Genomic DNA, 24,320 nt, shown 5'->3' on the forward strand with positions numbered 1-24,320 from the left:
GAAACGGCTCTTTCTCATGTGAATCTCCTCAACTCACGCGACGAGAAAATTCCACCTATGCAGCTCCTTAACCATGGGGAGGATTGCCCTTGGCCAACCTCTCGCCAAAGGGTGAACTTACCTCATTCTTCGCAGCCCAGCGGCGCGCCTTCGATGATTCGATTTAAAAGGATCCCCATCGCGGAAGACCATCATTTGCAGGGTTCTGAGAGCTTCTTGCAGCCCTCGAAAGTACCTTTCAAAGTCGCCCCTCTCGGCCCGATCAACGCGTCGCGACGACTGTTCGCGTGACCCATCAATTCTGATGTCCCCAATGCCCTTCCTGATTCATGGACAACGCCGCTTTTCAGAAAATTGTAATCATAATATTCTTCTATGCTCGATCTTAAATCGGCATCCTCACATTCTTCAAATTTGATCTCCAGTAACACCCCAAAAAACGAATGGCTTCGATTTTACTGGTCAGGGTGCAGCGCGAACATAGCGGGGCCTGGCCCGCACAGGCGCGATGCCGGTTATGATTGCGACGCATATGGCAAGGTCCAGAGCATTTGTCGCGGATTTTACACATTTCCCGCCGCGCCGATCTGGACCAACGAAAAACGCCCGCGGCCTTCGCCACGGGCGTTTCGATCTGGTCATCCGCGACGGATCAGCGGCGCAGGCCCAGCTTGCCGATCAGGGCGGTATAGCGGGCTTCTTCCTTGCGCTTCAGATAATCCAGCAGCTTGCGGCGCTGCGCGACCAGCTTCAGCAGGCCACGGCGCGAGTGGTTGTCTTTCTTGTGGGTCTTGAAATGCTCGGTCAGGGTCGCGATGCGCGACGACAGGATCGCGACCTGCACCTCGGGCGAGCCCGTATCGCCTTTCTTGGTGGCGAATTCGGTCATGACGCGGTTCTTTTCCTCGACAGTGATCGACATCGGGATCTCCTTTCAGGGTCAAAGGGTTATGGCTCAGGCCGGGATGTCGTCCAGCGCAGGCCCGTGGAGAAATCCGCCGAAATCGGTCCGGCGGATGCGCGCGTATAAGCGGAAAAGCCAGGAAAGGAAAGAGTTTTCTGCGATGCGGCGGGTCAGCCGCTGGGGTCCAGCCGGGTCAGCAGAATGTCCTGAAGCCGCAATCCGCTGCCATCCAGCACCCGCCCGATGGCCGTCCCGTCCATGCGGATCATGGTCGAGCCGTCATCGCCATGATCCAGCCTCACCTGCGGCGCAGGATCATCCGGCCCGCCGTGATAGCGCAGCTCGATCTGATCCTCACCGGCGTGGTAATCGGCGATGACCGGCACGCTGGTTCCGGGATCATGCAGGACGCGGTCGTCTTGCAGGACGAAAAGATCCTGCCCCGCGCCGCCCTCGACGAAATCGCCCGTGCCCGCATGCAGGGTATCATTGCCCAACCCGCCATGCAGCCAGGCCCGATCCGCCTGGACCGAGCCATGCAGCACGTCATCGCCGTCGCCGCCGTCCAGATCATCCTCGCCCGAGCCGGCGATCAGCGTGTCATTGCCAGAGCTTCCCATGATCAGGTCGTTTCCCGACCCGCCGGTGATCAGGTCGTCGCCTTCGCCCCCGAAGATCGAATCGTTACCGGCGCCGCCATGGATGGTGTCGTCACCGCCCTGCCCCGCCAACGAGTCGTCGCCAGCACCGCCATCGATCAGATCGTTGCCGCCGGGGCCATAATCGTCGTCGCCATAGATCCAATCCGTGCCGTCGCCGCCCAGCAGCGTGTCCCCGCCCAGCCCGCCATGCAAATCGTCATTACCCTCATGACCCGAAAGATGGTCATCCCCGTCGCCTCCGGCCAGCCAATCGGAATCGCTGGTCCCCTGGGCGACGATGCCATCCTCCTCCTGAGGCGCATCGGGATCTTCCAGCTCTGGGTCCGGGCTGGGGTCGGGGTTCCCGCTCTCGTCCTCATCCTCTTCCTGATCGGTGGTATTGACCAGCGAGGTCACGTCCACGGCAAGGCTGGCAAACATCAGCCCGATCAAACTGCCCAGCATCAACATCGTGCATACTCATAAGAATCAGAAAGGAATTAATAGGATATTAAGCCTATGCGCCCAACGGCACATCGGCTTTCACATTAATGGGTTAATAGATCAAAAACAACTAAAGGTTGCTTTATTTTGTGCTATTTCTTCTGCATGCCGCGCGCGCCGAACAGGGCGCTGCCGACCCGCACATGGGTCGCGCCCTCGGCAATCGCCACCTCGAAATCCGAACTCATGCCCATGGACAGACCGGAGAGACCGTTGCGGCTTGCGATCCCGCGCAATTCGCGGAAATGCGGCACCGGGTCCTGCGTGTCCGGGGGGATGCACATCAGACCGGCAAGCGGCAGATCCAGCGCCAGGCATTGCGCGATGAACTCATCGGCGTGATCGGGCAGGATGCCGGCCTTTTGCGGCTCCGCGCCGGTATTCACCTGGACGAACAGTTCGGGGCAGCTTCCCCGCGCCTGCACCTGGCGCGCCAGCTTTTGCGCCAGGCCGGGACGATCCAGGGTATGGATCGCGTCGAACAGATCCAGCGCCTGTTTCAGCTTGTTGCTTTGCAGCGGCCCGATCATGTGCAGGCGGACACCCGGATAGGCGATGCGCCATTCGGGCCATTTTCCGGCGGCTTCCTGGACGTAGTTCTCGCCAAAGACGCGCTGCCCCTGGTCCAGGACCGCAACCACGCGCTCGGGCGGCTGTATCTTGCTGACCGCGATCAGCGTGACCTCGCCCGGCTTGCGCCCGGCGGCAGCCTGGGCCGCGACAAGGCGGCGAGTGATGTCGTCAAGTCCCATAAGGCGCATTCTCCAAAAGAAAAGAGCGGGCGCAAGGCCCGCTCTTTCAGTTCGATGTTCTGATCGATCAGAACGTGAACTTGATACCAAGGTCGGCAACGGTGTCGGCCAGGTAGTCGCTGTCGACGATACCGCCGGCCAGGACAGCGCCGCCGCCCAGGTCGTAGTCCGCACCGATACCCCAAGAATCGTAAGTGGTGTCAGCACCGGTCTCGACGGTTTCCCACTTGTCCTTGCGGTAGAAGCCTTTCAGCAGGATGGCGTCCATCTGATAGGATGCGCTCAGACCGATGGTGTGCTTGAACTCTTCCGTGGAAAGCAGAACGTCTTCGTCGCTCACGGTCTCGGTGTAACGGTCGTCGTATTTCGCGAACACACCTTTGACCGAGAAGTTATTGAACTTCGCTTCGCCACCGAGCACGATTTCGCTCGCGTCGTCATGCTTGGCATAGCCCAGAGCGGCCCACCAGGTGCTGCCGTCGTATTTCGCGGCCAGCGAGTAAGCGGTCGAGGCAGTGTCCTCGGCGGCAGATACGCCAGCCTGGGTCGGCGACAGCGGATCGGTGTCAACGCCATCCGAAGCCGAGGCGTAGAGCGAGATATTGTTGATGGTGTATTCATACAGGATGTTCGGACCCTGATCGGTGTTCGCACCATCGCCGGTCAGGAAGCTGATCTCTTCGATGTCGCCACCGAAAGTGCCCTCGGTGTAGCCGACATCATACAGGTCGTCGATCGCTTTTTCCGAAGCCGAAACGACATCGCCCATCGACAGCTTGCCGTAGGTGCCCGAAATCCAGACGGCGCCAGCGGTGCCGGCGGAAGCCTTGCCGCCCGATTCATCCTGCTGGTCGACACGGAACGAACCGCCGAAGGACAGGCCGGCATCCGATTCACCCGTCAGGGTGAATTTAGCGCGAACGCGGCTGGAGAACTGCGCGTCGTTGCCGTCATAGACCACACCCATGCGACCGTCGCCCGAGACGGCGACTTCAGCCGAAGCGAAGCCAGCCGAAAGCACCAGGGCGGTGGTGGCGAAAAGAACCTTTTTCATGGTTTTCCCTCTTGTCTCTCTCTGTGCCCCATCCGTCTCTTCGTCTGGGGTATGCAAGTTGTGTCGCGCTTTCCCCTTATCATTGCAACGAATTCACAATCGCACTTACCGTTTCACTTTTCCTGTGATGCACAAGGGCCACACTTGATTCCGGCCCTTGTGCAGGCGAAATCCCGCCAACTCCAAACTATTGTGAAAAAACATATTTCCCGACCCGGCACGGCCTGTCGCAGGGTCCGCCGCGGCCTCGCAAAGACGTGACGGCAGGTGATGTCGGGGCAGGCGGACAGCCCCCCCGGACCGGCCTGGGCATCCCCGCGCCGCGCGCCGGCCGCGTGGCGGGGCAGGTTTCGGCGGGCGCGCCCAGGCGGGATTCGGATGGCGGACGCGGCCAAGCCTCTCTTGTCGCGCGGGCAGGAATTGGGCTATGGCTCGGCCAGGACGATCCGGGGGATGACAGATGACCAGACGCGCCGCACGGCTGACCGCCGCCCTGCTTGTGACCGCGGGGCTTGCCGCCTGTTCCGGCGGCGGGGCGCCCAAGGCTGCCGCGCAGCCCGAACGGGAATCGACCCTTTGGGATCTGTTCTCGAACCGGCGCAACCCGAACGACACGGTGGCGGTGAACAAATATCTTTGGAACGCCAGCCTGGAAGTGCTGAACTTCCTGCCGGTCCAGTCCATCGACCCCTTCACCGGCGTGATCGTGACCGGATACGGCACGCCTCCGGGCGGGGGGCGGTCCTATCGCGCGACGGTGCAGATCACCGATCCCTCGCTGGACGCGCGCGCGCTGAAGGTGTCGCTGCAAGGCGCGGGCGGCTCGGCCGTGGCGCCCGATACGGTCCGCGCGGTCGAGGATGCGATCCTGACCCGCGCCCGCCAGATGCGCGTGCGCGACGGCAAGCTTTAAGCCTTCTGGACCTGCGCCACGGCAAGGGATATGACCCTGCGGGCAATCTGACGCCCGGAGGTTTCCATGCCCTATGATCCCGCAATCAGCGAGCCGCGCTGGCAGACGGCGTGGAACGACGCGGACACGTTCCGCGCGGCGCGGGACGAACGGCCCAAATATTACGTCCTTGAGATGTTCCCCTATCCCTCGGGGCGCATCCATATGGGGCATGTGCGCAACTATACGATGGGCGACGTGGTGGCCCGCTTCAAGCGCGCCCAGGGCTTCAGCGTGCTGCACCCGATGGGCTGGGACGCCTTCGGCATGCCGGCCGAGAATGCCGCGATGGAACAGGGCGGCCATCCCCGCGACTGGACCTATGCCAATATCGCCACCATGCGCGACCAGTTGAAGCCCTTGGGCCTGTCCATCGACTGGAGCCGCGAATTCGCCACCTGCGACGATGCCTATGTCGCCCAGCAGCAGGCCATGTTCCTGGACATGCTGGAGGCGGGGCTGATCTATCGCAAATCGGCCATGGTGAACTGGGATCCGGTCGACATGACCGTGCTGGCCAACGAGCAGGTCGAGGACGGGCGCGGCTGGCGTTCCGGCGCGCTGGTGGAACGGCGTGAGCTGACGCAATGGTTCTTCCGCATCTCGGATTATTCGGAAGAACTGCTTTCGGCGCTGGACGGGCTGACCGGCTGGCCGGAAAAGGTGCGGCTGATGCAGGCGAACTGGATCGGCAAGTCGCGCGGGCTGCAATTCCGCTTCGACACCGTGGGCCTGCCCGATTTCCCGCGGATCGAGGTCTATACCACCCGCCCCGACACGCTGATGGGCGCAAGCTTCGCGGCGCTGTCGCCCGACCACCCGCTGATCAAGCACCTGGCCGAGACCCGCCCCGAAATCGCCGCCTTCCGCGAGGAATGCCGCCGCATCGGCACCACCGAGGAAGCCATCGAGACCGCGCCGAAGATGGGCTTCGACACCGGGCTGACCGTGCGCCATCCGCTTGATCCGGCTTGGGAACTGCCGATCTGGATCGCGAATTTCGTGCTGATGGACTACGGCACCGGCGCGATCTTCGGCAGCCCCGCGCATGACGAGCGCGACCATGAATTCGCCACCAAATACGGCTTGCCGATCCGGGCGACCTTCGGGCCGAAAGGCGCGACGCTTGAACAGGCGGATGCGCTGGTCGCCGATGCGCCCTATGTGCCGCTGAAATCCGAGACCGTGACCTATGTGCGCGGCTTTGCCGGCGCAGCCGATCAGACCGGCGAAGAGGCCGTGGCCGCCGCCATCGCCCATGCCGAGGCGGCCGGCTATGGCGAGGGCGTCACGAAATTCCGCCTGCGCGACTGGGGCATCTCGCGCCAGCGTTATTGGGGCTGCCCGATCCCGGTGGTGCATTGCGAGACATGCGGCACCGTGCCCGAGCGCAAGGAAAACCTGCCCGTCCTGCTGCCGCAGGATGTCACCTTCGACACGCCCGGCAACCCGCTGGACCGGCACCCGTCCTGGCGCCAGGTGCCCTGCCCGGTCTGCGGCGCGGCGGCCCGGCGCGAGACGGACACGATGGACACCTTCGTCGATTCGTCCTGGTATTACGCCCGTTTCACCGCGCCCCATGCCGCGACCCCGACCGTGGCCGAGGATGCCGATTACTGGATGAACGTGGACCAGTATATCGGCGGCATCGAACATGCGATCCTGCACCTGCTGTATTCGCGCTTCTTCGCCCGCGCCATGGTCAGGACCGGGCATCTGCCCGCGAAATGCGCCGAGCCTTTCGACGCGCTGTTCACCCAGGGCATGGTCACGCATGAAATCTATCTGACCCGCGACGAACGCGGCCGCGCGGTCTATCACCTGCCCGAGACGGTCGCGGACGGCAAGCTGGCGGATGGCACCCCGGTCGAGGTGATCCCCTCGGCCAAGATGTCGAAATCCAAGAAGAACGTCGTCGATCCGGTCAATATCGTCGAAAGCTTCGGCGCCGATACCGCGCGCTGGTTCATGCTGTCGGACAGCCCGCCCGAACGGGACGTGGAATGGACCGCCTCGGGGGCCGAGGCCGCGAACAAGTTCCTGGCCCGCGTCTGGCGCCTGGCGGATGAGGTGCCCGAGGGCGGGGACGACCCGGAACTGCCGCGCGCTGCCCATCGCGCCATCGCCGATGTGACGATGGCCATCGAGGGCTTTGCCTTCAACAAGGCGGTGGCCAAGCTTTACGAACTGGCCAATGCCATCGGCAAATCCCCGGCGGGTGGCGAGGAGCGCCGCGCGGTCCTGCGCATCCTGGCCCAGCTTCTGGCGCCCATGGTGCCGCATCTGGCCGAAGAGGTCTGGTCCAAGACCGGCGGGCAGGGCATGGTGGTCGATGCCGCCTGGCCCAAGGCGGACCCGGCGCTGCTGGTTTCCGACAGCGTGGTGCTGCCGATCCAGATCAACGGCAAGCGCCGGGCCGAAATCGAGGTGCCCAAGGACATGCCCAAGGAGCAGATCGAGGCCCTGGTTCTGGCCGATGAGACCGTGCTGCGCTTCATGGAGGGCGCGGCTCCGAAAAAGCTGATCGTCGTGCCGGGGCGGATCGTCAATGTCGTGGTCTAGGCGCGGATTTCTGGTGCTGCCGCTGGCGCTGGCCGCCTGCGGCTTTTCCCCGGTCTATGGGCCGGGGGGCGTGGGCACGCGGTTGCAGGGCAAGGTGCGCACCGCCGATCCCAAGACGCCGGATGATTTCTATTTCGCGGGCCGCATCGCCGAACGGCTGGATCCCGACCGCGCCCCGCTTTACGAATTGGGTTGGAGCCTGCAAATCGCCGTCGTTCCCCAGGCGATCAACAGCGACGAGATCACCACGCGCTATTCGCTGAACGGCACGGCCAGCTATCAACTGACCGAGCTTGCGACTGGGAAGGCGGTGGCACATGGCCAGGTCAGCAACTTCACCTCATATTCCACCACCGGGACCACCATCGCCACCATGTCGGCCGAGCAGGACGCGCATGAGCGGCTGGCCCGGCTTCTGGCCGATCTGGTCGTGACGCGGCTTCTGGCGCTAGACCCCGCGCAGCTTCCATGATCCTGAAAGGGGCCGAGATCAGCCGCTATCTGGCGCGCCCCGATCCGACACGCCCGGCACTGCTGATCCATGGCCAGGACGCGATGCGCGTGGCGCTGAAGCGCGCCGAGGCGGTCAAGGCCCTGGTCGGGCCGGGCGCCGAAGAGGAAATGCGCCTGACCCGCCTGCCCGGCGCCGATCTGCGCAAGGATCCGGCGGCGCTGCTGGATGCGGTCAAGGCAGTCGGCTTTTTTCCCGGCCAGCGCGTGGTGCTGGTCGATGACGCGCCGGACGCCGCCGCGCCCGCCGTCGCGGTGGCGCTCGGCGAATGGCGCTCGGGCGATGCGGTGATCGTGGTGGCGGCGGGGACCCTGGGCAAGGGCTCGGCCCTGCGCAAGCTCTTCGAGCCGCATCCCACGGCCGTCTGCGCCCCGATCTATGACGATCCTCCGGGCGAGGAAGAGATCGGGCGCTGGCTTGCCGATGCCGGCCTGCGCCAGGTTCCGCGCGACGCGATGCGCGACCTGATGGCCCTGTCCCGCGCGCTGGACCCCGGCGATTTCCGCCAGACGGTGCAGAAGATCGGGCTTTACAAACATGGCGATCCCGCGCCCCTGACGCCCGAGGAAATCGCGGCCCTGGCGCCCGCCACCATCGAGGCCGAGGTCGATGACCTGATCGATTGCGTGGCCGAGGGGCGGGCGCGGGATTTCGGCGGCCTGATGCGGCGGATCGAGGGGCAGGGCATTCTGCCGGTCACGCTTTGCATCGCCGCCTTGCGCCATTTCCGCGCGCTGCATGCCGGCGCCTCGGACCCCGGCGGGCCGGGGGCTGGGTTTTCGCGGCTGCGGCCTCCGGTCTTCGGCCCGCGCCGGGACCGGATGATCCGGCAGGCCCAGGATTGGGGCATGCGCGCGCTGGAAGAGGCGATTCATCAGTTGATCGACACCGATCTGGTGCTGCGCTCGGCCTCGAAGGCGCCGGCCATGGCGGTGATGGAGCGGATGCTGCTGCGGCTATGCATGATGCCGAGGGGCGGACGGTGAGCACCGTCGAAGAGGTCGAGGCCCTGGTGATCGGCGCCGGACCCGCCGGGCTGATGGCGGCCGAGGTTCTGGCCGGGCAGGGCGCGCGGGTGGTGATCGCCGAAGCGATGCCGACGCCCGCGCGGAAGTTCCTGATGGCGGGAAAATCGGGGCTGAACCTGACCAAGGACGAGGGCGCCGACGCGTTCTTCGCGCATTATGGGGGCTCCGCCCCCGTCCTGCGGACTCCCCCGGGATATTTGGACAAGGAAGAATTCGGACCCGCCGAGGCGATGGACTGGGCGCGGGGGCTGGGGATCGGGCTGTTCACCGGCTCAACCGGGCGGGTGTTTCCGGTCGGCATGAAAGCATCGCCCCTGCTGCGTGCCTGGCTGGCGCGGCTGCGCGGGCAGGGGGTCGATCTGCGCGCACGCTGGCGCTGGGACGGGTTCCAGGGCGAGGGCTGGCGGTTCGAGGTGACCGAGGGCACGGCGGTGCTGCGGCCGCGGGTCTGCGTGCTGGCGCTGGGGGGTGCGAGCTGGCCCCGGCTGGGCTCGGACGCGGCCTGGGTGCCGTGGCTGACGGCCAGGGGCGTCGCGATCGCGCCGTTCCAGCCGGCGAACATGGGGTTCCTCGTCGCCTGGTCGGCACAGATGGCGCGGCATTTCGGCCAGGCGGTCAAGGGCGTGGCGCTGAGCGCCGGTGCGCTGGCCAGCCGGGGCGAATGGGTGGTGACGGCGCAAGGGGTCGAGGGCGGCGGCATCTATGAGGTCGCGGCCGCCATGCGCGACGGGGCAGAGGCGCTGGTCGATCTGGCCCCCGACCTGAGCGTCGAGGAACTGGCCCGCCGCCTTGCGCAAGCGCCCGCGCGGCTTTCGGTGGGCAACCGCCTGCGGCGTGGGCTGGGCGATCCCTTGCGCGCCGCCCTGCTGATGGAATGGGGCCAGCCCCTGCCGCCCGAGCCCGAGCGTCTGGCCGGCCGCGCCAAGGCGCTGCCGCTGCGCCATCTGGGGCCGATGAGCCTTGAGCGGGCGATTTCCAGCGCCGGGGGGATCCTGGGCGGGGCGCTGAGCGACCATCTGGAACTGCTTGCGCTGCCCGGCGTCTTCGCGGCGGGCGAGATGCTGGACTGGGAGGCGCCCACCGGGGGCTATCTGCTGACCGGATGCCTTGGGACCGGGCACAGGGCCGGGCAGGGCGCCCTGGCCTATCTTTCCATGGCGCGGCGATAGGCGGGACGGGCGCGCATCAGGTCCAGGTATTCGGTCAGCCGGTGCTCGGTGATCGGGAAGCGAACGGACAAAGCCCAGCCCAGGCAATGCGTCAGGATGATGTCGGGCACGGTCAGATGTTCGCCCATCAGAAACCCGTCCTCGGCCATGCGGTGGACCAGGATCTTCTGGCTGCGCTCGAATTCCCAGCGGAGCGTGTTTCTGGTCGCGGAAAGGCCCGTCTCGTCGGGCAGAAGCGCGCTGTGGCGGGCGGCGAACCAAAGCGCGGCGTCGAGTTCGTCCAGGATGAACTGGGTCAGGCTGTCCTGCCGCGCGCGCTCAAGCGTGCCGGCCTTGTGCGTCAGCGCGCCGTGGCGATCGGCCAGATAGGTCAGGATCGCGGTCGAATCGGGGATCGGCGTGCCGTCTACGACCAGCACCGGCACCTTGCCCGCCGGATTGAACGAGGTCACGCCCTGGGCGTGGGGCGGCAGCGGCACATGCTCATAGGGCTGGGCCAGTTCCTCAAGCAGCCACAGAACGCGGAAGGCGCGGCTTTGGCCGGTGCCGATGACCTGATACATGGGCTCTCCCGAAGGCGTTTGCCGACAGGCTAGCGCCGGCCGCAAGCCGCTGCAACCGCCAGTCCTTGACCGGGCTCGCCACGAGGCGCAGGAATGGCGCCGAAGGAGAGCCCATGACACCCAACGCCCCCGCGTCCGCCAAGGCCGCGCTGTTCACTCCGGTTCTGATCGGCGGCGCGCTGATCCTGTTGATCAACTTCGCGCTGCGCGCCAGCTTCGGCGTGTTCCAGATCCCCATCGCCCAGGAATTCGGCTGGCCGCGCGCCGAGTTCAGCCTGGCCATCGCGATCCAGAACCTGGCCTGGGGCATCGGGCAGCCGGTCTTCGGGGCGCTGGGGGAACGGTTCGGAGACCGCTGGTCGATCATCCTGGGCGCCTTCCTGTATTCGGCGGGCCTGATCCTGACCGCCTACGCGACCACGCCCGCAACCATGCAATTGCTTGAGGTCATGGTCGGCTTCGGCATCGCCGGCACCGGATTCGGCGTCATCCTAGCGGTGATCGGCCGCGCCGCCAGCGACGAGAACCGCAGCCTTGCGCTGGGGATCGCGACGGCGGCCGGCTCGGCGGGCCAGGTCTTCGGCGCCCCCCTGGCCGAGGGGCTGCTGGCCTTCTACCCCTGGCAGACGGTCTTCGTCATCTTCGGCCTGATCGTCCTGGCCTGCCTTCTGTTCCTGCCGATGCTGGGCCAGACCCGCCCCGCCAGCCGCGGCGAGCTTGAGGAAAGCATGGGCGCCGTCCTGCGCCGCGCCTTTCGCGATCCCTCATATCTGATGATCTTCGCGGGCTTCTTTTCCTGCGGCTATCAGCTTGGCTTCATCACCGCCCATTTCCCGGCCATGATCACCGAGATGTGCGGCCCGATCAGCCCGATGGGCACGCTGGCCAGCCTGGGGATCACCACGACCTCGGCCCTTGGGGCGGTCGCGATCTCATTGATCGGGCTGGCCAATATCGGGGGGGCGATCCTGGCCGGCTGGCTCGGCAAACGCTATACCAAGAAATATCTGCTGGCCGGGATCTATGCGATGCGGACCGTGGCGGCCGCGGCCTTCATCCTGATGCCGATCACCCCCGGCAGCGTCATCGTCTTTTCGCTGGTCATGGGCGCCCTGTGGCTGGCCACGGTGCCGCTGACCTCGGGCCTCGTCGCCTATCTTTACGGGCTGCGCTACATGGGCACGCTTTATGGCTTCGTCTTCCTGTCGCACCAGCTTGGCTCTTTCCTGGGGGTCTGGCTGGGCGGGCGGATGTATGATCTTTACGGCAACTATACCCTGGTCTGGTGGGTCGGCGTGGGCGTCGGCGCCTTCAGCGCGATCATCCACCTGCCGGTGCGCGAGGCTCCGGCCCGGCTGGCCACCGCTTGACCCCCCTCAACCAAGGAGAAAGCCATGACGATCGCAAAGCTGTTGACCGCCCTTGCCGCAGGGGCCTGCCTGGCCGGCCCCGGCCTGGCCCAGGATGCCGGCGCGGCCAAGGCCCCCGCCGCCTGCGCGGTGCAGGAATATGCCATGGGCCTGCGCTATCAGCAGAAATCGGCCGAGGTGCGTGCGCTACAACTGCAAGCCTATGCGCTGGCCACCGCCAATCTGAAGGCCGCCATCGCCAAGGCCCCGGACCCGAAGAAGCTGGCCGTGGTCACCGACCTGGACGAGACCGCCATCGACAACAGCGCGCTGCTGGTCCGCGACATGCAGGCGTGCCACGTCTTCGACACCTGGGACACCTGGGGCGACTGGGAGTTGAAGGGCCATCCGACCGCCATCCCCGGCGCGCTGGAATTCTTCGACATGGCCGACAAGGCGGGGGTCGCGATCTATTACATCTCGGACCGTTTCGGCGAGCCCGAGAACAAGGCCGCCACCATCGCCACGCTCAAGGAGCTGGGCTTCCCGCAGGTCTCGGATGACAGCGTGCTGCTTTACGGCACCTCCAAGGCCGAACGGCGCGCGGTCGCGGCCAAGGATCACCAGATCGTGCTGCTTCTGGGCGACACGCTGCATGATTTCGACGCGGTGTTCCGCAAGGCGCCGACCGATGCCAAGCGCGACGCGGTGGACAAGAACGCCGCCCATTTCGGCGCCGACTGGATCGTGTTCCCGAATGCCACCTATGGCGATTGGAGCACGGCCGAACTGACCGCCTGGGACGCGCCGCTGAAGACGCAATAGAGCCTTTGCGGCCAAGGAGCGAGCCGGGCGGGACCGGCTTGCACTTCCCACCCGGCTGGCGCAGCTTCGGCCGCAAAGGCGGGGGACGAGATGCGCAAGATCATGACGACGGGGATCATCTCCCTGGTCCTGGGCTATATGCTGAGCCAGTTCTACCGCGCTTTCCTGGCCGTGCTTGCTCCGACGCTGCATGACGAGATCGGTGCCGGGCCGGCGGATCTGGCCCTGTCATCGGGGCTTTGGTATATCGCCTTCGCGCTGACGCAATTGCCGGTGGGCTGGGCGCTGGATCGCTTCGGCCCGCGCGGGACGGTCTCGGTCATGCTGGGACTGGGCGGCGGGGGCGGGGCGCTGGTCTTTGCCCTGGCCGGCGCGCCTTGGCATATCCACCTGGCCATGACGCTTCTGGGCATCGGCTGCGCGCCGGTGATGATGGGCAGCTTCTTCATCCTTGCCCGCACCCTGCCCCCCGCCTCGATGAGCGCGGCGGGCGGCGCGGTGGTGGGACTCGGCTCGCTGGGCAACATGCTGGGCGCGGCGCCGCTGGTCGCCGTGATCGGCCGGTTCGGCTGGCGCCCGACGCTGTGGGGGCTGGCCGCGATCACCCTGGCCGTGTCGCTGGCGATCCATCTGGTGGTGCGCAACCCGGAAAATCCCGCCGGCAAACATGCCCCCGCCCGGCTGCGCGACCTGCTGGCGGTGCGCGAACTGCGGCTGATCCTGCCGCTTCTGGGCGTCACCTATGCCGCCTCGGCCTGCATTCGCGGGCTTTGGGCCGGTCCCTTCCTGGCCGAGGTCTTTGGCGCCAGCGACGTGCTGATCGGCTGGGTCACGCTGGGCATGGGCGTCGCCATGGTCACGGCGAACCTGTCGGTGGGCCGGGTAGTGCGGCTGTTCGGCTCGGACAAGCGCACCTCGGTCGCGAATACGCTGCTGCTTTGCGGGGTGCTGGCGCTGCTGTGGCTGTCCTCGGGGGCAAGCCTGGCGCTGTCCTCGGTGCTGCTGGTGATGGTCTGCGTCTCGGACAGCTCTTACAGCCTGATCATGTCGCATGGCCGGGCCTTCCTGCCCCAACATCTGGTGGGACGAGGGATTACCTTCCTGAACATGATCTCGATCGCGGGGGTCGGCATCCTGCAATTCCTGTCCCGCCCGGTCTATCTGCACGCCTCGCACCAGAGCGAGCCGGCCCAGGCTTACGGTTACATCTTCCTGTTCTTCCTGATACCCCTGTCTATCGGATTGCTATTCTATCTGTTCAGTCCCGAGGATCGCCATGCCGGACATTGACGTGATCGCCCCGAACCTGAAACGCCGCCTCTCGGGGGTGACGGCAACCGTGGTGCGGCTGATCCCGGTGCAGGCGCGCATGATCGGCATCGTGACCACCGGGCCGGGCCTGCCGCCCGATCTGCCGCATATCCCGCTGGCCCGCGCCGCCGTCCTGCCCCGCGACCGCTGGCGCGTCTGGCACGCGCGCCGCAATACGGAAATGGCGCTGGGGCTGATCCTGCGCCGGCTGCTGAGGCGGCGCTATCGGCTGCTGTTCACCTCGGCGGCGCAGCGCAGGCATACGGGCTTTACCCGCTGGCTGATCCGCCAGCAGGACGCGCTGATCGCCACATCCCCCCAGGCGGCAAGCTTTCTGGACCGGCCGGCGACGGTGATCCTGCATGGCGTGGACTTGTCCGTCTTCCACCCCGCCCCCGACCGCGAGGCGCTGCGCGCCCGGCTGGGCCTGGCGCCCGACGATATCGTGATCGGCTGCTTCGGCCGCGTCCGCGCGCAGAAGGGCGTCGATCTGCTGGTCGAGGCGGCCCTGACGCTGTTCCCCTCGCGCCCGCGCGCGCGGCTGATCCTGACCGGCCGCGTCACTGCCGAGCATCAGCAGTTCACCGACGACCTGAAGGCCCGCATCGCGCAAGCCGGGCTGTCCGACCGCATCCGCTTCCTGGGCGAAGTCCCATGGGAGGAGGTGGTCCAGAACTATCAGGCCATCGACCTGTTCGCCGCCCCCGCCCGGTGGGAGGGCTTCGGCCTGACCCCGCTGGAGGCCATGGCCTGCGGCGTGCCCGTGGTCGCCGCCCGCGTCGGTGCCTTCGAGACCCTGATCCGCGACGGGGAAACCGGCAGCCTGGTCGCACGCGAGGATGTGCCCGCGCTGACCCAGGCGCTGGCGCATTGGCTGGACGACGACGACGCCCGCGCCTCGGCGGGCCGGGCCGCGCGCGCCCATGTCGCCGCGAACCACGCCATCGAGGGCGAGGCCCAGGCCATCGTCCAGGTCTATCGCGGATTGCTTGGATGACACGGCTGGGCTTCCTGCTGGCCCGCACCCTGCGCAACGAGGCCGCGCTGCAATCGTTCTCGGCACATCAATCCGCATTACTGGACGATCTTGCGGGCAAGCGCGTGGCCTTGGTCGGGAATGCCCGCGCGCTGGCGAAGACCGATCATGGCGCGCGCATCGACGCGGCCGATCTGGTCATCCGCATCAATCGCGCGCCGATGCCGGGGGCGGCCAGCCACGGCACACGCACCGACTGGCTGGCGCTGGCCGTGCGCTTGGGCGCCGGGGACCGTGCCCGGCTGAAGCCCCGCCGCGTCCTGTGGATGTCGCCCAAGCGCAAGCGGCTGGACTGGACCAGCGCCGCCAGCCACGGCTTTTATCTGCACCCCCTGCCCGATTACGCGGCCCTAAAGGCCCGGATCGGCGCACCGCCCACCACCGGGGCGATGATGATCGACCTGCTGGCACGCTCGGACATGGCGGCGCTAGAGCTTTATGGATTCGACTTCTTCGCCTCGCTCTCGCTGTCGGGGGGCCGCACCGCCCGGCAGGTGCCGCATGATTTCGGCGCTGAATCGAAATGGGTCGAGACGCTGATCCTGGCGGATCGCCGGATTGTTCGTCATTAAGCCAGCTCATACCCCAGGACACCCGCCAAATCGCCGAAATCTTGCTTTCCCTTTTCCGGGAAACCCCCTATATCGCGGCGTCCTTAATTGAGGAGACCCCCAGATGGGCTACAAGGTCGTTGTCGCCGGCGCCACGGGGAACGTGGGCCGTGAAATGCTGAACATCCTCGCCGAGCGCGAGTTTCCCGCCGATGAGGTTGTCGCTCTGGCGTCGCGCCGGAGCATTGGCACCGAGGTCAGCTATGGCGACAAGACCCTGAAGTGCAAGGACATCGAGGGGTTCGACTTTACCGGCTACGACATCGCGCTGTTCGCCATCGGCTCGGACGCGACGAAAACCTATGCCCCCATCGCCGCCTCGCAGGGCTGCGTGGTCATCGATAACTCGTCTTTGTATCGCTATGATCCCCAGATCCCGCTGATCGTGCCCGAAGTGAACGCCGACGCGATCGAGGGTTACCGCAACAAGATGATCATCGCGAACCCCAACTGCTCGACCGCGCAGATGGTGGTGGCGCTGAAACCGCTGCACGACCGGGCGCGGATCAAGCGTGTCGTGGTTTCGACCTACCAGTCCGTCTCGGGTGCCGGGAAAGAGGGCATGGACGAACTTTGGAACCAGACCAAGGGCATGTATGTGCCGGGTCAAGAGGTCGAGCCCAAGAAGTTCCAAAAGCAGATCGCCTTCAACGTGATCCCGCAGATCGACGTTTTCCTTGATAGTGGCGACACCAAGGAAGAATGGAAGATGGTGGCCGAGACCAAGAAGATCCTCGACCCCTCGATCAAGGTCACGGCGACCTGCGTGCGGGTGCCGGTCTTTGTCGGCCATTCCGAGGCGATCAATATCGAGACCGAGGATTTCCTGGACGAGGACGAGGCCCGCGACATCCTGCGCGAGGCGCCGGGCATTCTGGTGATCGACAAGCGCGAGCCGGGCGGCTACGCCACGCCGGTCGAATGCGTGGGCGATTTCGCCACCTTCGTGTCGCGCATCCGCCAGGACGTGACAGTGGAAAACGGCCTGAACCTGTGGTGCGTCAGCGACAACCTGCGCAAGGGCGCGGCGCTGAACGCGGTCCAGATCGCCGAGCTTCTGGGCAACCGGGTGCTGAAAAAAGGCTGATCCAAGACCCAAGGGGGGCGTTGCGGCGCCCCCTTACAGGATACGCCCCGCCGCCAGTTCCTGCGCCAGCAGATCGACCGCATGGGCCAGGCGTTCGTCGATCAGATGCAGATATTGCGTCCAGTCGCTCAGCATCCGCAATTCCTCGGTCCCGTCCGAAATGCCGCGCAGCCCGATCAGCGGCAGGCCAAACCGCTGGCAGGCCCGCAGCACGGCGAAGGTCTCCATATCGACCATTTGCGCCGAGACGGCATCGTAATCCACGCCGCTGACGATGCTGGCCCCGGTCGCCAGGCTTGCCCCCGGCAGGCCGGGGAGCTGGGTCAGGGCCACGCGCCGGGGCAGGTCCAGGAAGGGCGTCGTCCCCTTCTCGAACCCCAGGGCCGAGGCGTCCATATCGCGATATTCGACCGTATCCACCTGATAGACCCGCGCCTGCGCCAGCACGCGCGACCCGGCCGAGCCAAGCGAGACGACCAGATCCGGCAACGCGCCCTGCCCCTGCATCCGGGCCAGTTCAGCAGTCAGCACCACCGCCGCCTCGACCGGGCCAACGCCGGTGAAAAGAGGCGTGATGCGGGATTTCAGATGCGGACCGTATTCGGCATCGACCGCCATGACGAACAGAACGTCATGGCCCGCGATACGGTCCGGCTGGCTGTGCTTCATCCGCTGCGCCCCCTTCTGCTGGCACCCGAGCAGACCACTCTGCGCCGTGCTTGGCAAGCCGCTCTAGCCAAGCCGCGCCCGCTGCGGCTCGGGCAGCGCGGAAGCATTGCGGCTGCTGGAAAACTCCAGCGGGGTCTGAAAGCTCAGCATCCGCCGACCCCCGGAAAGGCTGCGCAGCGACCAGGACAAAAGCCCGCCCGCTGGACCCGCGATGGCGCCCCGCGCCTGCTCTTCGACGGCCGGGGGCCGATCCAGCGCCTGGCGCAGCAAGACGAGGCCGGGACTGTCGCCCGTCGCCTCGGACCAGCAGGCCAGATGCTCGGCCAGGGTCGAGCGCATGGCCGTGCCCCAAAGCGCGCCATAGCGGCGGTTCGAGATCAGCGCCTCGCCATTCGCGGCGAAGACGGCCACGGCATCGTCCAGCGCATCCAGCACCTCGGCCCCCAAGGACAGGTCGGCGCGGAACTTGCGCGTCAGCGAGATTTCCGAGGTGATATCCTCGAACAGGAAGGCCACCGCGCCGTCGGGATGGGGCCGCCCGGTCACGCGATAGGTCTGTCCGCCGGGCAGGGACCACATCTCGACATGGTGGCCCGACGCAGCGGCGGCCTCCAGCGAGCTCATCTGGTTGCGCCAGCTACGGTAATCCTTCGGCTCGGGCACCATGCGCGCCTCGCGCAGGCGGTCCAGGAAGGCGTAAAGCGTGGGCCGGGCGGTCAGGAAGCCGGTGGCCAGCCCGGTCAGGTCGATCAGGGCCGGGTTGAACAGTTGCAGGCTGCGGTCGCGGTCGAAGATCGCAAGGCCGATGGGAAGGTCGGCGAAAGTCTTGGTCAGGGTCTGCACGAACTCGCGCAGCGATCGCTCGGCCCGGACGGCGGCATCGGCGGGCAGCGCGATGGCCACGGTCTGGCCCGCCACCTCATGGACATGACAGTCATACCAGCGGCTATACTCGTCGACCTCGACCTGGACGCGGCGGGAGGTGACCAGGACCGCGCCGGCCTGCTGCACCGGACGGGCGGAAAGATCGATCAACTGCGGCAGAGGCCAGACGGTCTGACCCTGGGACTTGGCCTCGGCCATTTGCAGATAGGCCGAATTCGCCTAGGTGATCTGTCCCTGCGGATCCTGCCGCCAGGCCAGCATCGGCGAATGGTCCATGGTCGAACGCAGCACCTCAAGCTCATGCTCCATCGCGGCAAACGACAGCGAATCGACCACCGTGCCCGCATTCTCGGCGGCGGGATCGGCCAGGGTCAGGCGCATCAACCCCTCGCCCAGATCCTCGGCCAGAAGGCGCAGCGCGGTGCCGCCCTCGACCCGAAGGTGAAGCCGCGCGCCCTGGTCCATGCGGGACAGATCCCCCTCGACCGTGGGCAGGCGCATGCCCAGCCAGGACAGCAGCTTGCGCCAATCGCTTTCCCCCGGCAGCCCCTCCAGAAGCGCCCGCGCCGGAGTGGTGGCATCGACCATGCGCTGTTGGCGGAACAGGAAAATGATCGGCTCAAGCCGGCCATCAAGGCCCGCTGCGGGACCGGAAAGCCGCTGGGGGCGGCCCAGATGGCGGATCAACGCCAGGGCCAGCAGCACGGCGACAAGGGCGGCGCCCAGAGCAATCAGAAACTCGGCCATCATCGCAATTGCCTACCCGTGAAACCATTTCAGGAAAAACTATAGGGTTATTTGATAATAAAGGGTTAACGCCGGAGGTGTCAGAGGCGGTTTTCAGGCCCGAATTTCAGGATTCTCGCCCAGCCTGCCGCGATCTCCGGCCTCGATCCGGGCGCGCGGCCAGGTCACGCTGGCCTGGGCGCCGCGCTTGCGGTTGGAAAAGCGCACCACCGCGCCCGAGCGTTCCAGCAGCACCTTGGCGATGAAAAGGCCCAGCCCCATCCCCTCATAGCCCCGGCGATCCTCGGCGCGCGCGCGGGTGGTCAGGAACGGATCGCCGATTTTCGGCAGCAGCGCGGGGGGAAAGCCCGGCCCGTCATCGGCGATGCGCAAGCGGATCTCGTGCATGTCGAAACCGGCCTCGATCATCACTTCGGCACTGGCGAAATCCACCGCGTTCTGCACCAGGTTGCGCACCCCATGGATCATCGCCGCATCGCGCTGGATCACCGGAGCATCATGCGCAACCTCGATCCGAATGCGGATCCCCCGCGCACGATGAGGCCCCGCGGCCTCTTCCAGCACCTGCGGCAGCGGGGCAGAACGGATCAGCAGGTCGTCGCGCCCGGCGCTGCCCATGGATTTCAGGATCGCGCTGCACCGATCCGCCGATTGCCGCAGCAATTGCAGATCCTCGGCCAGATCCACGCGGTCGGGCAGGGCCTGGACCAGTTCATCCCCCAGTTCCGAGCTGACCAGTTTTATCGTGGCCAGGGGGGTGCCCATCTCATGCGCCGCCGCCGCGACCACGCCGCCCAGATGTTGCAGCCTCTGTTCCCGCTCAAGCGCCATGCGGGCGGCGAAAAGCGCGTCCGAGGTCGCGGCGATCTCGGTGGTGACGGTGCGGGCGTAAAGCGCAAAGAACAGCGCACCGATGACGATGGCGGACCAGGTGCCGACGACCAGCGGCTCGTTCAGGGGCAAGGCGGGGGCATCCGAGAAGCTAAGCGGCCGCGCAAGAAACGCCGCCATCGAGACCATGATCAGCGTGGCCGTTCCCAGGGCGATCAACTGCCGCCCCGGCAACGCCGTCGCCGCCACCGTCACCGGCGCCAGAAGCAGCAGCGCGAAGGGATTGGAAAGCCCCCCGGTCAGCGACAAAAGCCCCGCGATCTGGGCCAGGTCGAAGCCCAGTTGCCATCCGGCCTCGCTGGCCCCGATGCGACGCGCGGGCCGCAGGCTTAGAACCAGGTTCAGCACCAGCGCCATGCCGATGACCAGCAGGATCGGCAGCACCCGCAGATGCGTGCCGATCAGCAGCGCCCCCGCCAGGGCTGCGGATTGCCCGGCGATGGCGATCCAGCGCAGCAGGATCAGGGTGCGCAGCCGGATCGGCTCGGGTCCGGGCTGTCCGGGCAGCATGTCGAAACGGCGCGAGACGAGGCCAAGAAACATATCGTGCTCCGCATCGAGGAAAATCCCCACCGTGATAGGCATTGCCCCGCGGGGCTTCAATGCGGCAAGGCCGCGCGCCGGATTTGACCACGGCGGCCATAATTCCTAAACCGCGACAGAAGACAGCAGGAGCCAGGACATGACGGACGCGCTGAATATCGGCCCCGACCCCAGCCTTTTACTAGTGGACGATGACGAAATCTTTCTGAACCGCTTGGCCCGCGCCATGGAAAAACGCGGCTTTTCGGTCATGCGTGCCGCCTCGATCGCGGCCGCGAAAGAAATCGTGGCCACCACACCGCCCGCCTTCGCCGTGGTCGATCTGCGGCTTGAGGACGGCAATGGGCTGGACGTGGTGGACGCCCTGCGCGAGGCGCGCGCGGATGCGCGCATCGTCGTGCTGACCGGCTATGGCGCCATCGCCACCGCAGTCGCCGCCGTGAAGATGGGCGCGACCGATTATCTTTCCAAACCCGCCGATGCGGATGAAGTGACCCGCGCCCTGCTTTCCGTTGCGGAAACTTTGCCGCCGCCGCCGGAAATGCCGATGTCCGCCGACCGAGTCCGCTGGGAGCATATCCAGCGGGTTTTCGAACAATGCGAGCGAAATGTCAGCGAAACCGCCCGTCGCCTGCACATGCATCGCCGCACGCTTCAGCGGATTTTGGCAAAGAAAAGCCCAAAGTAACTTTCAGGCAGTTGAATTATTGCCCAGAATGTAAATATGGTGGCAACATACTAACAAAATAAAGCCAGGACCGAAGAATATGGAACTTGATCTAGAAAAGCTGTCCCTGAAAGAGCTGCGTGAACTGCGCAACAAGCTTGACCGGGCCATCAATACCTTCGAGGATCGCCGCAAGCGCGAAGCACTGGCCGCTGCGGAAAGCGCCGCACGCGAATTCGGCTTCAGCCTTTCTGAGCTTGCCGAAGCCAAGAGCACCCGTGCCCCGGTTGCCCCCAAATATGCCAATCCGCAGGATCCCGAAGCCACCTGGACCGGCCGCGGCCGCAAGCCGCGCTGGGTGCAGGAAGCACTGGATAGCGGTAAAAGCCTCGCCGATCTGGAAATCTGATCTGATCGCCCCGCCAAACCGGCGGGGCTTTCAATTTTTGGCATCGATTCGTTCCAGCAATTCCGCAAATCGCGCCTGAAAGGCCAAGCGCGTCTCAGCCGGGGGACGCAGGCGGATCTCTAGCCCGTCCAAAAGAACGGCGCGCGGGACCGGGAAAAGGCGTTGCGCCTCGACCTCGGAAAACCCTGCGATTTTAACCGCTTCCAGGCGGGCGGAAATACGGTCGGCGCGCTTGATCGCGGCCTTCGCGGGCTTGGGTAATTGCGCGGGCAGACCATAGCGCAAATGGATCGCGGCGGTCAGCCGCTGGTCCATGTCGCGATACTCTGTCCCAAGCGCGGATTTGACCGGAGAGATCATATCTCCGATCACATATTCCGGGGCGTCATGCAGCAGCGCCGCAAGCCGCCAGCGAGGATCGCATTGGGGATTGTCGCGATAGTGGATTTCCTCGACCAGCAGGGAATGCTCGGCCACCGAATAGGCCCAATCACCCTGGGTCTGGCCATTCCAGCGCGCGACAAAGGAAAGCCCATGGGCGATGTCGGCGATCTCGATGTCGAAAGGCGACGGGTCCAGCAGGTCCAGCCGCCTGCCCGAAAGCATCCTTTGCCAGGCGCGCTTGGCCATGTCCCTGCCCCTTCGGCGAAAAGGCCCACCCAAGGGGCGGGCCCTCTGATGAATCAGGACAGCGGCTGGTCCGCCGGACGCTCGGATTGCATCCGGCGCGAGATTTCCTGCCGATACAGCGCCACGAAATCAACCGGATCCATATTGAAGGCCGGGAAGCCCCCGTCCCGCGTCATGTCCGAGATGATGCGCCGCACGAAAGGGAACATCATGCGCGGGCATTCGATCATCAGGAAGGGATGAAGCTGATCCTCGGGCACACCCTCGACATGGAAGATGCCGCCATAGTCCAGCTCGCACAGGAAGATCGCCGCCTTGTCCGAGGCGTTCGAGGATTGCACGCGGAACTTCGTGATCACCTCGTATTGGTGATCGGCCTGACGCTTGCGCGCATCCAGGCTGACCTGAACGTTGATCTCGGGCTGGACCTCGCCCGAGAGCATTCCGCGTTGGGCCACGGCATTCTCGAAGGAGAGGTCGCGGATATATTGCGTCAGGATCTGCATGCGCACTGCGGGCGCGGCCTCCTGCTCGGCGGGATGGGTGGTTTCGTCGCTCATCAAGCTCTCCCTGCGGTGTCACGCGGTTCTAGCACCGCCGCGAGGGGGCCTCAATGGCGCGTCCAGCCGGAATTTCCCCGGCGCGGACTTTCGTCGCGGCCGTCTGTCAGCCCCTCGCGCACGGGGGCGGGCGGATCGTCCTGGACCGAATATTCGCCGTCGATCACCCCCTCATCCCCCGAGGAGCGGGCACGGTGGTAGCCCGGCGGCACGTCGTCCATGAATTCCGGCCCGCCCTCGCGGCGATAGCTGTATTGCACCGTGCCGGCCTTGATCCGCCGGCCCATCCGGCGCAGGATCAGCGAGCGCATGCCCGGCACCAGCAGCAGCAATCCCAGCGCAGTTGTGAACAGCCCCGGCACGACCAGCAAAAGCCCGGCCACCATGACCAGCGCGCCCTGCGCCATGGGTTGGGCGGGATTGCGGAATTCCTGCATCGCACGCTGCATGTCCAACGCCGCGACCTGGCCCTGCCGCCGCATCACCGCCACCCCCAGAACCGAGGACAGAAGCACCAACGCGATGGTCGGCAGCACGCCGATCGCTCCTCCGACCTGAATGAACAGCGCGATCTCGACGATCGGCAGGATCACGAATGGCAGCAACAGCCGCATGGGCTTCCCTTTCACTTCTCGATTCCGGGCCGCTCAACTGGACTTGGGCCGCCCTGCATCCTACATAGGGATACGACACTCCATAAGAAAGTTCTCCAAGCTCCGATGTCGAATCCCATGCTGCAACTTCTGGTCCTGGCCGCAATCGCGATCTTCCTGATTCTGCGGCTTCGCGGGGTGCTTGGCACACGCGACGGGTTCGAACAGCCCAGCGCGCCGCAAGAGCCTGCCGCCAATGCGCGCGATTACGACGTGATCGACACCACGGCCGAGGCCGAGGACAGCGACATCAACGACCATGCCGAGCCGGGCAGCTCCAATGCCCGCGCCCTGACGGCCATGAAGCAGGTCGAGCCGGGCTTCCAGGTCGGCCCGTTCCTGTCGGGTGCGAAATCCGCCTATGAGATGATCCTGATCGCATTCGAGCGCGGCGACCTTTCCGAGGTGCGCGGCTTCCTGGCGCCCCCCGTGGCCGAGGCGCTTGAAGGCGTCATCGCCGACCGCAAGGCACGGGAACTGGTGACCGAGGCGCAATATCTCGGCACGCGCGAAACCGCGCTTGCCGCGGCCGAGTTCAACCCCGCCACCCGCATGGCCGAAGTCTCGGTCCGCTTCGTCGGCGAAATGATCGTCGCCACCCGCGACGCGGCGGGCAATGTGGTCGATGGGGATGCGAAATCCTCTCGCAAGCAGCGCGACACCTGGACCTTCGCCCGCCAGATGGGGTCTTCGGACCCGAACTGGCAGCTTGTCGCCACCGCCTAGGCCGGCCGTCCCGCGATGGCCCGCCGCCGCAGGGGTCTTACGGCCGATGAAAAGGCCCTTTGGTCCCGCATCGCGGCCAGC

The 24,320-nt window shown here is 65.9% G+C and carries 26 protein-coding genes; 14 read left to right on the plus strand and 12 right to left on the minus strand.

The window, feature by feature from the left end:
* Positions 1-652: 652 nt before the first annotated feature.
* The 4 genes from rpsO to QM682_RS13955 form a co-directional block, all read right to left on the minus strand.
* Positions 653-922 carry a 30S ribosomal protein S15 gene (gene rpsO, locus QM682_RS13940; protein WP_415130756.1) on the minus strand — a complete coding sequence of 90 codons (270 nt, stop codon included), beginning with the start codon at positions 920-922 and terminating at the stop codon, positions 653-655.
* Positions 923-1,074: 152 nt separating this feature from the next.
* Positions 1,075-2,010: a calcium-binding protein gene (locus QM682_RS13945; RefSeq protein WP_415130758.1), complete on the minus strand. Its 936-nt coding sequence runs from the start codon at positions 2,008-2,010 to the stop codon at positions 1,075-1,077.
* A 131-nt stretch (positions 2,011-2,141) separates the two neighbouring features.
* Positions 2,142-2,801 carry a YggS family pyridoxal phosphate-dependent enzyme gene (locus QM682_RS13950; protein WP_415130760.1) on the minus strand — a complete coding sequence of 220 codons (660 nt, stop codon included), beginning with the start codon at positions 2,799-2,801 and terminating at the stop codon, positions 2,142-2,144.
* A 67-nt stretch (positions 2,802-2,868) separates the two neighbouring features.
* Positions 2,869-3,855, minus strand: coding sequence for a porin (locus QM682_RS13955; RefSeq protein WP_415130762.1), 987 nt, complete (start codon positions 3,853-3,855; stop codon positions 2,869-2,871).
* Positions 3,856-4,315: 460 nt separating this feature from the next.
* On the opposite strand from QM682_RS13955, the gene QM682_RS13960 reads away from it, so the two are divergent.
* The 5 genes from QM682_RS13960 (at position 4,316) to QM682_RS13980 (ending at position 10,077) form a co-directional block, all read left to right on the plus strand.
* Entirely contained in the window at positions 4,316-4,768 is a 453-nt protein-coding gene (locus QM682_RS13960) for a DUF3576 domain-containing protein (RefSeq protein ID WP_415130764.1), read from the plus strand.
* Between the two features lie 66 nt (positions 4,769-4,834).
* Positions 4,835-7,369 carry a leucine--tRNA ligase gene (gene leuS, locus QM682_RS13965; protein WP_415130766.1) on the plus strand — a complete coding sequence of 845 codons (2,535 nt, stop codon included), beginning with the start codon at positions 4,835-4,837 and terminating at the stop codon, positions 7,367-7,369.
* Positions 7,356-7,841, plus strand: coding sequence for an LPS assembly lipoprotein LptE (gene lptE, locus QM682_RS13970; protein WP_415130768.1), 486 nt, complete (start codon positions 7,356-7,358; stop codon positions 7,839-7,841). The genes leuS and lptE overlap by 14 nt, the downstream gene beginning before the upstream one ends.
* Entirely contained in the window at positions 7,838-8,866 is a 1,029-nt protein-coding gene (gene holA / locus QM682_RS13975) for a DNA polymerase III subunit delta (protein ID WP_415130770.1), read from the plus strand. Before lptE ends, holA begins: the two co-directional genes overlap by 4 nt.
* Positions 8,839-10,077, plus strand: coding sequence for a TIGR03862 family flavoprotein (locus QM682_RS13980; RefSeq protein ID WP_415130772.1), 1,239 nt, complete (start codon positions 8,839-8,841; stop codon positions 10,075-10,077). Before holA ends, QM682_RS13980 begins: the two co-directional genes overlap by 28 nt.
* Here the strand turns inward: QM682_RS13980 and QM682_RS13985 are convergent.
* Complete coding sequence (locus QM682_RS13985) at positions 10,053-10,640, minus strand: glutathione S-transferase family protein (protein WP_415130774.1); 588 nt, start codon at positions 10,638-10,640, stop codon at positions 10,053-10,055. The genes QM682_RS13980 and QM682_RS13985 overlap by 25 nt on opposite strands.
* A 113-nt stretch (positions 10,641-10,753) precedes the next feature.
* On the opposite strand from QM682_RS13985, the gene QM682_RS13990 reads away from it, so the two are divergent.
* The 6 genes from QM682_RS13990 to QM682_RS14015 all read left to right on the plus strand — a co-directional run bounded on the left by QM682_RS13990 (position 10,754) and on the right by QM682_RS14015 (position 16,859).
* Positions 10,754-12,010: an MFS transporter gene (locus tag QM682_RS13990; RefSeq protein ID WP_415130776.1), complete on the plus strand. Its 1,257-nt coding sequence runs from the start codon at positions 10,754-10,756 to the stop codon at positions 12,008-12,010.
* Between the two features lie 24 nt (positions 12,011-12,034).
* Positions 12,035-12,814: a 5'-nucleotidase, lipoprotein e(P4) family gene (locus QM682_RS13995; protein ID WP_415130778.1), complete on the plus strand. Its 780-nt coding sequence runs from the start codon at positions 12,035-12,037 to the stop codon at positions 12,812-12,814.
* Positions 12,815-12,904: 90 nt separating this feature from the next.
* Entirely contained in the window at positions 12,905-14,104 is a 1,200-nt protein-coding gene (locus QM682_RS14000) for an MFS transporter (protein WP_415130780.1), read from the plus strand.
* The gene (locus QM682_RS14005) at positions 14,091-15,122 is read left to right on the plus strand and encodes a glycosyltransferase family 4 protein (RefSeq protein ID WP_415130782.1); all 1,032 of its coding nucleotides are present in this window, start codon (positions 14,091-14,093) and stop codon (positions 15,120-15,122) included. Before QM682_RS14000 ends, QM682_RS14005 begins: the two co-directional genes overlap by 14 nt.
* Complete coding sequence (locus QM682_RS14010) at positions 15,119-15,733, plus strand: glycosyltransferase family 29 protein (RefSeq protein ID WP_415130784.1); 615 nt, start codon at positions 15,119-15,121, stop codon at positions 15,731-15,733. Before QM682_RS14005 ends, QM682_RS14010 begins: the two co-directional genes overlap by 4 nt.
* A 103-nt stretch (positions 15,734-15,836) precedes the next feature.
* A complete protein-coding gene (locus QM682_RS14015; protein ID WP_415130786.1) occupies positions 15,837-16,859 on the plus strand; it encodes an aspartate-semialdehyde dehydrogenase in 1,023 nt (340 codons plus the stop codon).
* Between the two features lie 33 nt (positions 16,860-16,892).
* Here QM682_RS14015 and QM682_RS14020 read toward each other — a convergent pair whose 3' ends face one another.
* The 4 genes from QM682_RS14020 to QM682_RS14035 all read right to left on the minus strand — a co-directional run bounded on the left by QM682_RS14020 (position 16,893) and on the right by QM682_RS14035 (position 20,594).
* Complete coding sequence (locus tag QM682_RS14020) at positions 16,893-17,528, minus strand: 5'-methylthioadenosine/S-adenosylhomocysteine nucleosidase (protein ID WP_415130788.1); 636 nt, start codon at positions 17,526-17,528, stop codon at positions 16,893-16,895.
* Between the two features lie 63 nt (positions 17,529-17,591).
* Positions 17,592-18,611 carry a PAS-domain containing protein gene (locus QM682_RS14025; RefSeq protein WP_415130790.1) on the minus strand — a complete coding sequence of 340 codons (1,020 nt, stop codon included), beginning with the start codon at positions 18,609-18,611 and terminating at the stop codon, positions 17,592-17,594.
* A 21-nt stretch (positions 18,612-18,632) separates the two neighbouring features.
* Complete coding sequence (locus tag QM682_RS14030; protein WP_415130792.1) at positions 18,633-19,160, minus strand: hypothetical protein; 528 nt, start codon at positions 19,158-19,160, stop codon at positions 18,633-18,635.
* Positions 19,161-19,253: 93 nt separating this feature from the next.
* A complete protein-coding gene (locus QM682_RS14035) occupies positions 19,254-20,594 on the minus strand; it encodes an ActS/PrrB/RegB family redox-sensitive histidine kinase (protein WP_415130794.1) in 1,341 nt (446 codons plus the stop codon).
* 139 nt (positions 20,595-20,733) lie between these two features.
* Here QM682_RS14035 and QM682_RS14040 point away from each other — a divergent pair, with 139 nt between their 5' ends.
* Together QM682_RS14040 and QM682_RS14045 are read left to right on the plus strand one after the other, a co-directional pair.
* On the plus strand, positions 20,734-21,282 hold the full coding sequence (locus QM682_RS14040) for an ActR/PrrA/RegA family redox response regulator transcription factor (protein WP_415130796.1): 549 nt from the start codon (positions 20,734-20,736) through the stop codon (positions 21,280-21,282).
* 79 nt (positions 21,283-21,361) lie between these two features.
* The gene (locus tag QM682_RS14045) at positions 21,362-21,670 is read left to right on the plus strand and encodes an H-NS family nucleoid-associated regulatory protein (protein ID WP_415130798.1); all 309 of its coding nucleotides are present in this window, start codon (positions 21,362-21,364) and stop codon (positions 21,668-21,670) included.
* Positions 21,671-21,700: 30 nt separating this feature from the next.
* On the opposite strand, the gene QM682_RS14050 is transcribed toward QM682_RS14045, so the two are convergent.
* Genes QM682_RS14050 through QM682_RS14060 form a run of 3 tightly spaced genes read right to left on the minus strand, consistent with a single transcriptional unit; the run spans position 21,701 to position 23,474 of the window.
* On the minus strand, positions 21,701-22,300 hold the full coding sequence (locus QM682_RS14050) for a YfbR-like 5'-deoxynucleotidase (RefSeq protein WP_415130800.1): 600 nt from the start codon (positions 22,298-22,300) through the stop codon (positions 21,701-21,703).
* A gap of 53 nt (positions 22,301-22,353) precedes the next feature.
* Positions 22,354-22,860, minus strand: a complete 507-nt coding sequence (gene secB / locus QM682_RS14055) for a protein-export chaperone SecB (protein ID WP_415130802.1) — start codon at positions 22,858-22,860, stop codon at positions 22,354-22,356.
* A 50-nt stretch (positions 22,861-22,910) separates the two neighbouring features.
* Positions 22,911-23,474: an FxsA family protein gene (locus QM682_RS14060; RefSeq protein ID WP_415130804.1), complete on the minus strand. Its 564-nt coding sequence runs from the start codon at positions 23,472-23,474 to the stop codon at positions 22,911-22,913.
* Between the two features lie 105 nt (positions 23,475-23,579).
* Here QM682_RS14060 and QM682_RS14065 point away from each other — a divergent pair, with 105 nt between their 5' ends.
* Positions 23,580-24,239, plus strand: a complete 660-nt coding sequence (locus QM682_RS14065) for a Tim44/TimA family putative adaptor protein (RefSeq protein ID WP_415130806.1) — start codon at positions 23,580-23,582, stop codon at positions 24,237-24,239.
* Positions 24,240-24,320: the final 81 nt, after the last annotated feature.

It is taken from the genome of Paracoccus sp. (in: a-proteobacteria) (genome assembly GCF_047605025.1).
Classification (GTDB): Bacteria; Pseudomonadota; Alphaproteobacteria; order Rhodobacterales; family Rhodobacteraceae; genus Paracoccus.